This window comes from Dapis hubbardiae BLCC-M172 (assembly GCF_050016015.1).
Lineage (GTDB): Bacteria > Cyanobacteriota > Cyanobacteriia > Cyanobacteriales > Microcoleaceae > Trichodesmium.
In genome coordinates this window covers 2,600-13,491 of sequence record NZ_JBNHEQ010000159.1, presented here as the reverse complement: position 1 = coordinate 13,491, position 10,892 = coordinate 2,600, and the positions used below count along the sequence as shown (strand labels likewise).

At 33.7% G+C, this 10,892-nt stretch carries 8 protein-coding genes; 3 read left to right on the top strand and 5 right to left on the bottom strand.

Translation table 11 applies throughout. The features are described from left to right. Positions 1-746: 746 nt before the first annotated feature. From ACP6PK_RS14080 to ACP6PK_RS14065, 4 genes are all read right to left on the bottom strand, one after another. On the bottom strand, positions 747-1,070 hold the full coding sequence (locus ACP6PK_RS14080) for a DUF1825 family protein (protein ID WP_426560139.1): 324 nt from the start codon (positions 1,068-1,070) through the stop codon (positions 747-749). 410 nt (positions 1,071-1,480) lie between these two features. Then, positions 1,481-1,927, bottom strand: coding sequence for a D-aminoacyl-tRNA deacylase (dtd, locus tag ACP6PK_RS14075; RefSeq protein WP_094671755.1), 447 nt, complete (start codon positions 1,925-1,927; stop codon positions 1,481-1,483). Positions 1,928-2,144: 217 nt separating this feature from the next. Beyond that, a complete protein-coding gene (locus ACP6PK_RS14070; RefSeq protein ID WP_426560138.1) occupies positions 2,145-3,293 on the bottom strand; it encodes a CobW family GTP-binding protein in 1,149 nt (382 codons plus the stop codon). A 959-nt stretch (positions 3,294-4,252) separates the two neighbouring features. Continuing rightward, positions 4,253-5,452 (bottom strand): glycosyltransferase, encoded by a 1,200-nt coding sequence (locus ACP6PK_RS14065; protein ID WP_426560137.1) that lies wholly within the window; start codon positions 5,450-5,452, stop codon positions 4,253-4,255. Between the two features lie 1,159 nt (positions 5,453-6,611). On the opposite strand from ACP6PK_RS14065, the gene ACP6PK_RS14060 reads away from it, so the two are divergent. After that, positions 6,612-7,949 (top strand): response regulator, encoded by a 1,338-nt coding sequence (locus tag ACP6PK_RS14060; protein ID WP_426560136.1) that lies wholly within the window; start codon positions 6,612-6,614, stop codon positions 7,947-7,949. A gap of 82 nt (positions 7,950-8,031) precedes the next feature. Here ACP6PK_RS14060 and ACP6PK_RS14055 read toward each other — a convergent pair whose 3' ends face one another. Further along, complete coding sequence (locus ACP6PK_RS14055; RefSeq protein WP_426560135.1) at positions 8,032-8,163, bottom strand: hypothetical protein; 132 nt, start codon at positions 8,161-8,163, stop codon at positions 8,032-8,034. Between the two features lie 585 nt (positions 8,164-8,748). On the opposite strand from ACP6PK_RS14055, the gene ACP6PK_RS14050 reads away from it, so the two are divergent. Both ACP6PK_RS14050 and ACP6PK_RS14045 read left to right on the top strand, forming a co-directional pair. After that, a complete protein-coding gene (locus tag ACP6PK_RS14050) occupies positions 8,749-9,534 on the top strand; it encodes a cysteine hydrolase family protein (protein WP_426560134.1) in 786 nt (261 codons plus the stop codon). Positions 9,535-10,072: 538 nt separating this feature from the next. Next, positions 10,073-10,519, top strand: coding sequence for a cupin domain-containing protein (locus ACP6PK_RS14045; protein WP_426560133.1), 447 nt, complete (start codon positions 10,073-10,075; stop codon positions 10,517-10,519). The last annotated feature ends 373 nt before the right edge of the window (positions 10,520-10,892 follow it).

The following is a 10,892-nucleotide window of genomic DNA, read 5'->3' as shown; positions in this document are numbered from 1 at the left end:
ATCAATTATCAATTATCAATTATCAATTATCAATTATCAATTATCAATTAATGAACTGTTCCCAGTTATAGCGGTTTTCACTTCATGACTTGCATTACTTCTTACTTCTCTCCTAGATAATATGAGCCTTCTTCCTTTAAACCCAAATCTCTGTACTCTAAAAAACATGAAAACTGCTATAAGTGTTCCCTGTTCTCTACTATAAACAAAAAATCTATATCTTTTTCACGCCTAGGTCTAATAGAAATTACATAAGATATAGTCGGACATTTTGTCCCTCAATTTTTCCGCCCTTGTCTGGTCAAAATCCTCACATTCTAAGCTTAGGGGAGCAAAAACATTGCACTTTTAGAGAACACGCCAAGGCTAAATTCTTTATATATCAATGCTTTTAGATTTAATCAGCAAGCTATAATTAGTCAATTATTTTGATGAATTTGAAACTTTAATAAGTTAAAATTTTGAGAAATATGAAAGATTAAAAAAGTTAAATAGGCTTTCATACTATCAAGCACTAATCCACTTTTTGAAGTAATAAGGTTGAAGGAGTGCAAATTTTTCCCTGTTTCTTTTCCTGACACTTAGTAATTTTGCAGCCAACCATAAATAAACATTATGAGTAGAATAAAACTACTTATTTCTCAAGATTAAATCAAGAAAGTAAGCAGCTTTCTTCCTAACTTCTTTGTATAGTTTGCCGAGCATATTAAATTGCGATTAATAAGCGGTTATTTATCTTAATTAAATCAGGACTGTTTTTCCAATTCTGATTTCATTCTTTCTAAGGTTATATGCATTTGATCGAACATTTGTTGAGGAGTAATACCGAATTGATTTAACTGAGTCTTGAGTTGTTCCATAGTCATTTGAGCCATGAAATCTTCCGATAATTCAAATCGTTTCATAAAAATACGGTATCTATCCATCATAGCTTCCATTTGATCGATATACATCTTTTTACCTTCTCGGTCAAATTTGCCGTAATCACTTCCTAGGTTAATTAAGGATTGATAATCTTCAAATAATTTTTTGGCTTCTTGTTGAACTACTTCTGAATCAAAGAATCCCATAGCTTTCCTTTTTTAAAACTCTAATATTATATTAACTAAATTTTTACAGACTGGAAGCCTATAAAACGACAATTTATGATATCAATCTGATATCTATTAATTGGGCAGTACCATTACTTACTTAAGTATAACATTAATTGCGTCCTATATATTTGAGCAAGAATAGTGTGGAAATACCTATATCTTAGTTCGTCAAACCAGAAATTTTATTTATAGTAATCTAAGTATTTCCCAGAAAATGCTTATATAGTAATTATCAGGAGAGGCAATAAAGTCGGATTGATTAATTATCAATTATCAAATATCCATTGGTAATTATCAGGCTGCATATTAGATAACTCACTTTTTTTGTTTCCCTTATTTGAGATAGTGACTAGATTCTTAACTTATCAGAATAATTTATTAGTTGCTTATCTTTCTAATAATAAAGTTACCGGACCATCATTCTCAATTTCAACTTGCATCATTGCTCCAAAAATACCAGTTTCTACTTTTAAACCACTCAATTTTAATTGCTCTACAAATAACTGATAAAGTTGTTTAGCAAATTCAGGAGATGCGGAATTATCAAAAGATGGGCGACGACCTTTACGACAGTCTCCATAGAGAGTAAATTGACTAACTATTAATAATTCACCATTTATATCTTTGACAGATTTTTCCCAACGGTTATTATCACTATTTGGGTCAGGAAATAAACGCATATCTAAACATTTACGCACCATCCAATTTATTTCATTTTCTGTATCAGTCGTGGCAATACCAACAAGCAAATTTAATCCTTTGCCAATTTTGCCGACAATTTCTCCATTTACTTTTACCTGAGAAAAATTAACCCTTTGGATAACAACTCGCATTTCAGTTATAGCGCTAGGGAATAGGGAATAGGGAATAGGGAATAGGGAATAGGGAATAGTAAACTGTCAAAGGGTTTTTCTTACAGAAAAGCTCCGCTAACAGCATTTAGAAATCTCCTAATCTTTACTTCGACTACTATATCAGTTTTTAGGGTTCAGAACTCAGCTTTCAAAGATTTGAAAGTTGAGTTCTGAGTGCCATATCAATTATTAATTATTAATTACTAACACAGTCTTCTAATTGCGCTCGCAACTTTTCATGTTCTAAGTTTTGACCAATCAAAACCAACTGATTTTTATGATTCTCTTTCCACTGATCATCATCAACAATACTAAACCGCTTACCACTTAAATGAAATATATGTCGTAAAGAGCTTTCTTGAAACCATAAAATACCCTTAGCTCGGAAGACATTTGCAGGTAATTGATTATCCAAAAAATATTGGAATTTCTTAAGAGAAAAAGGCTTATTACTTTGAAAAGAAATAGAAGTAAATCCATCATTTTCTAAGTGGTCAGAATGATGGTGATGATGCTCATGGTTATGGTCGTGATGGTGATGATGGTCATGGTCATGGTCATGGTCATGATGGTGATGATGTTCATGGTCATGTTCATGGTCATGATGGTGATGATGTTCATGGTCATGGTCATGGTCATGGCCATGGTCATGGTCATGGTTATGAGCTTCTATTTCGTCAAAATACTTATCCGACTCAAACAAACCCACACTCAGAATTAACGGTAAAGCTACTTGCGATTCCCTAGTTCTCATAATTCTCGCATCTTTTTTAACATCCCTAATTTTCACTTCCAATGAATCTAAATCTGCTTCATTAACCAAGTCAGTTTTATTTAATAAAATAATATCACTATAGACAATTTGACTATGTGCTGCTTGACTATTAAACAAATCAAGACTATAGTTAGCAGCATCTACCAAAGTAATAATTGAATCTAGGCGAGTCATATCTCGTAACTCAGTTCCTAAAAAAGTTAAAGCTACTGGCAATGGGTCAGCTAAACCAGTAGTTTCTACCACCATATAATCAATTTTGTCTTGTCTTTCTAAAATTTGATAAACTGCATTTTTCAAATCATCGTTAATAGTACAGCAAACACAACCATTAGTAAGTTCCACCATTGTGTCATCTGCATCAGTAGAAACAATTAATTCATTATCAATTCCAATTTCTCCAAATTCATTTACCAAAACAGCAGTTTTTACACCCTGTTGATTTTGCAATATATGGTTAAGTAAAGTAGTTTTTCCACTCCCCAGAAAACCTGTAATTATTGTTACTGGTAAACCATATTTTGGCATATCCATATTTGAGGTATCTAATTGAGTAGTTGTTGATTGCATAGTCTTTCTCTAAAATTACGTTGATTTTGATTTTTGATTGGTGTTAATGACAAAAAAAGTAGTCTTTTCAGTTATCAGTTATCAGTACCTCCCTTTGAATTAGGAAGCTTGAAATACTGAGCTTTATTTTTTTCATCCCCTATCCAAAGGGAAGCTTTAAACCTTATTTTTTAGTCATATTACCTTTCAATTCAAATTGAAGTTGCCCTATAGAAATAGCAATAGATAAATAGGGGTATTTATTTGTTTTCTAGCTAGGCTAGTATGATTATTATAGTAGTAACTTTAATACTTCCAAAGGAAGAAAAACCTAAATTATAGTGCTTTTCAGATTGATGACCTGATGTTACAATCAAAACCTTGTAGGGAGGTTCTATGAAACGTCCCTACTGTTGTCTACCGATCAAAAAAGGCTGTAAGTAATAAGTTAACTTCCCTGGCGGGAAGTCCCACGCTCTCCCGCAGGGGAACGTCATAAAGGAAAGCCAGGGCCAAGATTCGGATACCTCCATAAGCTAAACGTTCATAAGCCCTTGACAAGCTAGGTACATTTTGTTATTGTAAGCGTCATCACAGGGGGAGGACATCACCTCTATTAAAACAGTGGTCAGTTTTTGCTGACTGAAGAATCCCGGGTTCGTCATCGTCATCGTCATCGTCATCGTTATGTTGCGTAAGCGCAACGTCGGGAGTATGTCAAGTAAGACCAATGTTTTTTATAGGGCTACGCAAAATAGGAATAGGCAATAGTAGACTTTCAAAGGTTTTCAGGATTTATAAATTCAAAGACCTTAATGCGTAAGCCTATAAAATTCTAGGGATTAAGCACGATTACTTCCCTACTCCCCCAGGACTAATTCTTTGTCGTCAGAGAATATTTACAACCCTATAGTTTGTTAAGATTCTGTGCTTCCCACACTTCCCCCACTCCCCACACTCCCCCACTCCCCTACTCCCTACTAAAGAATTATTGGCTCAAAGATTGGTCTACTAAGTTTCAAAGATGGTATAAGTAAATTCAATAATTTATCTACCACCTGCTTCCAAGTAAAATTTTGGACTACCCATTGAGGGCCTGCTTGACGGGCCTGTTCCCTAAATAAATTTTTTTCAATTATTGTTTGCATTAACTCAATTAGATGGTCTTGTTCTGGCAGAACAAACCAAAGATTTTCCCCATCTTTAGTATGATTACTCTGGAGCTTACTATCAATTGCTAAGGCAAAGTCGGGGTGAGTAAAATCATCGGTGGGGCCACCTCTTGTACATATTACTGGTAAACCGCAGGCCGCTGCTTCCAAGACTGGCAAATTAAATCCTTCCGCTAAATAAGGAGATACATAAGCATCGGCAATTTGATAAAGTTGGGCTAGCTCCAGAAACGAAAGAGTTTGACCAAAATAAATAATCCTAGATTGTATTCTTTCCATCTCTGCATCAGTAAGTGCAACTTGCCCAGCTTTAGCAATAGAATCTTTAGAAGGAAAAATAGCATCCCTACCTTTGAGGATAAGTTTAGTATCTGGATAACGCTCAACAATAGTAGCAAATGCTTTGAGTAAACGCCCCACACCTTGACTACTATTGCACATCAACCCAACGTTGAGAAAAACAAAACAGTTATCAATGCCCAATTTTTGGCGCAGGGTATTTCTCTCATCTATTGGTAAAGGATGATAAATATTGGGGTTGACACCGTGAGGCACAACCGCGACCCGACTTTCCTCAGCACCACTGCGAATAAGCCCTTCTTTTGACCAGTGGGAGGGAGTAATAATAATCGTATCTGATTGAGAATGAGCTTCTGCAAAGGAGTTTACACCCATTCCTTTGATAATAGATTTGGTGACGATGCCCCACTCAGTGGAACCAAAAGTTGCCGTGCGCTTGGTTTTTGAGGATTTGAGATTAAAGGGAGCATACATCCGCAATGTGGCATCTGCTGGTTGTTGTGGTGCTGGGTTGGGAATGTTGCGTAATGCTATTTCTGCATTTTGGGGCAATAAACCTGTGACAGGTTGCCAACTTTTGCTAATGTAAGGCATATCCTGGTGGTAAATTTGCAGTTGGGGTCGCTTGAGCATTTCTAGTAGTTGGAATTGATTGACGATCGCGTAGGAGTGGGGTAAAAAACGCCAACCTTCAATAATTATATGCAATGGGTTATGACTCCTAAATCTTTCGGTGTTTTGGTAATTAGCTAAGAAAAATCATGGTACAAACAGAGCTAAAGTAAGTAATATTATGTTCGGTAGCATCCGTATTATATATTAGACATCTCCAGAAAAAAGGGAATAGGGAACAGGAAGAAAGAATAGATAATTTTTGGATGATAATTGATTTGATTTTTAATTTTTGGATCTATTAGACATCTCCGAACAAGATTCTAGACTTTTTGCGCATAATAGGAAACAGGGAAATATTATTACGGCAAAGGTACGAAAAATGATTTTTTTTGAGTTACTTCTAGTTCTCCTGTTTCTATTAAAAAAAGAGCAAGTTTATTTTCTGAAGATATCTATTGTCAGATATAAAGAAGGAAGAATAAACAAGGTTTGAAACAAGGAAAAGCTTAAGTGTTAGTAGATATTTCCCAACAGTTTATAGGCTTCGATACCAGAGGACATGATTTAACGAAATTAGAAGTCAGAACTCAGAAGTTGTTTTTTTCATGGGGATAGGTGAGCAACCCTCCAAAAATATTTCACTTTAAAAGGCGAGTTTTTACAGCCAATTATTTTGATAAATTTTACTATACTTTTAGCTGTGCTACCTTCTTTTAAAAGTTAGTTAACTTCATTTATAACCAAACAATAAGATATTAAGCCTCTTCTTTTAAGGGGATGAAAAAAACAAACTTAAGTCTTTCAAGTCTTTGGCTTTCCTAGGTCATGCTGCACAAACAGGTAGAGGTACTGATAAATGTTAACTGATAACTGATAACTGAAATGACCAGCTTAGTAATAGCTGAAATTGTTGATATTTTTATTCTTTGGTCTTCCCACTCAATACAAGAGGTAATAAAATCGTAATTACACTGTAGACAATTTTGATCGCTATTAGTTTCAGAAGAATGTTAATATAATTAATAATCATGCAATAAAAATTCTATTTTATTTGTCATTTTTTTTCTGGGTGCAGGTGCTAGATTTAGATAGTGTACTTTATTGCTTAACTTTATCATAAGTTATCTCCAACCTGCTGTTAATTTAGGTTGGTTATGCTTCAAGTAAATCTAGATATATTTATGAGAAGTCATTTAGGATTATTAGAATAAGTTATCAATTTTAGTTAATCAAGAACTGTAGAGGAGTTTCCATGAATCAGAAAAAAGAATACACAATTATGATTGTGGACGATCAAGAAATGAATCTTAAACTGATGTCGAATTTATTAACAATATCTGGCTTTAATGTCATAGTAGCAGAGGATGGAGAAATGGCGTTTGAAAAGCTAAAAGATGGATTACCAGATTTGATTTTATTAGATGTACTCATGCCAGGAGTTAATGGTTTTGAAACTTGTCGCCGTTTGCAATCTTCAGAAAATACTAAAAATATTCCAGTTATTTTTATGACTTCTATTTCTGAATCTAAGGAAAAAATCAGAGGTCTAAAATTGGGGGCAGTAGACTATATTGTTAAACCTTTTAAGGCGGAAGAACTTTTAGCGAGAATTAATATACATATACGTCTACAAGAGGAGATTAAAGAACGGACTAAAGCAGAAGTTGAATTGCAAAAAGCCAAAGTTGAATTAGAAGAAAGGGTAAAGGAAAGAACTGCCGAACTTTCTCAATCTTTAGCTAATTTACAAGAGACTCAAATTCAACTGATTAAAAGTGAACAAATGTCTAGTATTGGTGAATTAATTACTGGTATTGCCCATGAACTTAATAACCCAGTTAGTATAGTTGTGGGAAATATTACTTTAGCTGAAACATATCTCCAAGCAATTATTAATCACATCAAATTATATCAAAAGGAATTTCCTAACCCTGGCTCAATAATTGAAAAAGATGTGGAAAAAATGGATATAGATTTTCTGATTGAAGAACTACCTAAAATGTTATCTTCTATCAAATTAGCTAGCGATAGGATTAGCGAAACTAGTGTATCATTGCGGAGTTTTGGTAGGGCAGATAGTATGTCTAAAGTTCCTTTTGATATTAATGATGCTCTAGATAGTAACCTGAAAATTTTACAGCATAGATTGAAAGCTAATCATCAGCGTCCAGAGATTGAAATTGTTAAAAATTATGGCGATTTACCTAAGATTAATTGTTATCCTCATGCTTTAAATCAAGTATTTATTAATTTGTTAGTAAATGCTATTAACTCTTTGGAAGAATATAATAATAAAAAAAATCTAACTTATCACGAAATTTTGCAAAATCCTAATTGCATTACTATTACTACTTCAGTTATTGAATCCTCTGAAGTAGTAATAGTAATAGCTGATAATGGACTGGGAATGCTCGCACATCTAAAAGACAAACTTTTTGAAGTTGTTGAAGGTGCAAAAACTGGTAATAAAATAAATAGGTTAGACTTGTCTCTGAATCATTTAATTATAGTAGAAAGGCATAGGGGAAAGTTAGAATGCAATTCTCTAACTCAACAAGGAAAAGAATTTGTAATTAAATTGCCAATTTAAGCTAGAAAAAAATCATAAATAATTTCATATCTCTAAATCTAATATGTAAAAATTTATTAAGGGAAATTAAAATTTTCTTAAATTATATAACTAAAAATCTACGATCGAGGAAAATGGAAGTAGATAATTTTTCTATATTATTCTGGATAATAGTCTGGATTTTAGAGATGAATTTACCAACTAATATAGCACTACGCATTAAGGCTTTTGACATTTATAAATCCTGTTTGCGCAGCATTCCGTAGGAAAACCCTTTATTAGTCTACTATTCCCTATTCCCTAGCGCGTAGCGCTATACCATAAATATTTCACAAAGAGTGTGATATATATCAAGTGAAATAATTACTTGAAATTGATTTAATACCAAATTAAAAAAATAATGATACATCAATATAGCTATAGGAGTGAGTGGCCACTTGCCACTAAACTTAATACTCTAGTATCAATGAATGAAATTGCTGTGAAATTTTACTTTTAATAACTGATAACTGAAATGACTGTCTTAAGTACATCTTAAATTCTGATACCAATTCACTTTAAAGATGTCACAAATAGTTTCAAACTTTAAGGTGTGAAATAATTTCCTGAAGTTGCTGTAGTGTCAAAGTTCTGAGTCTATAAAATCTAACTTTTGACTTTTGACTGTTTTGAGTGCGTCTTACATTCTGTTCGGGAAGCGTTTCCGCAGGAAATGGGGACTTCAGAATTATGCACTCGATGCATGACTTCCGTAAAACGGTATCAGGTTACTTCAGAATTGCGCACTTGGTTTTGAGTATCGTTATAACAATATAATATTATGCAAAATTCTTCTCTTGAAACCTTGGGTGTACCCCCTAATGCGTGGGCAGTTGATGAGACAAATGTAGATATTACTCGTCCACCTCTTCCCCCCAAACCTATTGTTGTCAAAACTGAAACCAAAACCATTAACTTAGATTTAGCTAAAACAGTAATTCTAGTGATAGATATGCAAAATGACTTCTGTCATCCCGATGGTTGGTTAGCTCACATTGGCGTAGATGTGACACCTGCAAGATATCCTATTCAACCACTTATAAATCTTTTACCAAAATTGCGATCGCAAAACGTTCCGATCATTTGGTTAAATTGGGGAAACCGCCCCGACTTACTTAATATCAGCGCTGGGTTACGCCATGTCTATAACCCCACAGGGAAAGGTATAGGTTTAGGCGATCCACTGCCAAAAAATAATGCTCCTGTACTTATAGAAGGAAGTTGGGCAGCAGCAGTTGTGGATGAGTTGGAGCAAAAACCAGCAGATATTCGCGTAAGTAAATATAGAATGAGTGGGTTTTGGGATACCCCCCTTGACAGCATTTTGCGAAATATTGGCAAAACAACTCTCTTGTTTGCTGGAGTGAATGCAGACCAGTGTGTAATGGCAACATTACAAGATGCAAATTTTCTTGGTTATGACTGCATTTTAGTTTCCGACTGTAGTGCAACTACTTCTCCTGAATATTGTTGGCAAGCTACTCTTTATAATGTGAAACAGTGTTTTGGGTTTGTCACAAATTCTTGGGCAATTTTAGAAGCTATAGCGCAAGTTAAAACTCAGTAGGGGCGAATGGTCATTCGTCCGTATAAGTTAAAAGTAATCTATGACTGAGCTTTTCCTAGGTCAATGCTCCGCAAACATAATTTACTAATGTCCGCGCCCTATATGGGTAGTGCTATAGTAAATCAAAAAAGTTTACCGAATAATTAATAATTATTAATTATGAATTATTAATTAAATACCTTGCTTAAAAGCCTCCGGCATTAGGGGAAAAAAGTGTTAGGATATTTCCTTATATTCAATTCCGTTACGGTTTTAATTGAGGTAATTATCCATTATCCATTGATAAATGTGCTACCCAAAGGTAAAAGTTAAAACCTTCAAAGTGTAGCGAAAATAATGTAAGTCAGGTAGCTTGCATTTCCTGCGGAATGCTACGCAAACAGCTCTTGAAAAAATCAAGCAAATACTTAGTAACTTTTCATTCTCCAAGGAGAATAATTTCTACTTCGGTCTAATAATGAGTTAATAACTCATAGCTGAATGCTGACAAAATAATAAATAATTACCTAAATAAATTAACACCATTACCTATAAAAAAATGATTACTCATTGCATGATTCCGGTGGTAAAATCTCCCAAAGATTGCCAAGCATATCGTATTAGTCCTAATGATAAAAATAAATTAGCAATTATTTTCAGTCCCGCCAATGCAAATGCTTCTTTAACTGTATGTTTAGAAGTTTTTGATGTAGGAGGAAAAACGCCTTTACATCAACATCATTTTGCTGTAGAAATGTTTTTTATTCTCAAAGGAGAAGGAAAAGCAAGCTGTGATGGAAAATCTATGAATATTCGTGCTGGTGATAGTATTCTCATGCCACCAACAGGTAATCATATTATAGAAAATACTGGTTCAACTCGTCTTTATGCGTTATGTATTATGGTGCCAAATGAAGATTTTGCAGAACTAATTCGTAGTGGAATACCAGTAGATTTAGATGAGGAAGATATAGAAGTTTTAACTAGCTCAAATTTTTGGAAATAAGGAAGAATTCATTAATGGATAATGGATAATTGATAATTACCTCTGGTTAAAACCGTTCTTGATTGAAGATCGGGAAATATGATTTCTTTTTTTTTTCTGAAAAGGAGAGGCTTTCAACCAGAATTATTTAATAATTAATAATTCGGTAAGAAGGAATAATTAAAAAAATACTGAAAATTCCATATTTTTTATTTGTTCTGTTTCGGCAAATTTTCAAATAAAATTTGTCTAGTACATCTACTTAATTAGCTAACTAAGGAAGAAGGAATAAGTGAAGAAGGAATAATTAAAAAAATACTGAAAATTCCATGTTTTTTGTTTGTTCTGTTTCGGCAAATTTTCAAATAAAATTTGTCTAGTACATCTACTTAAT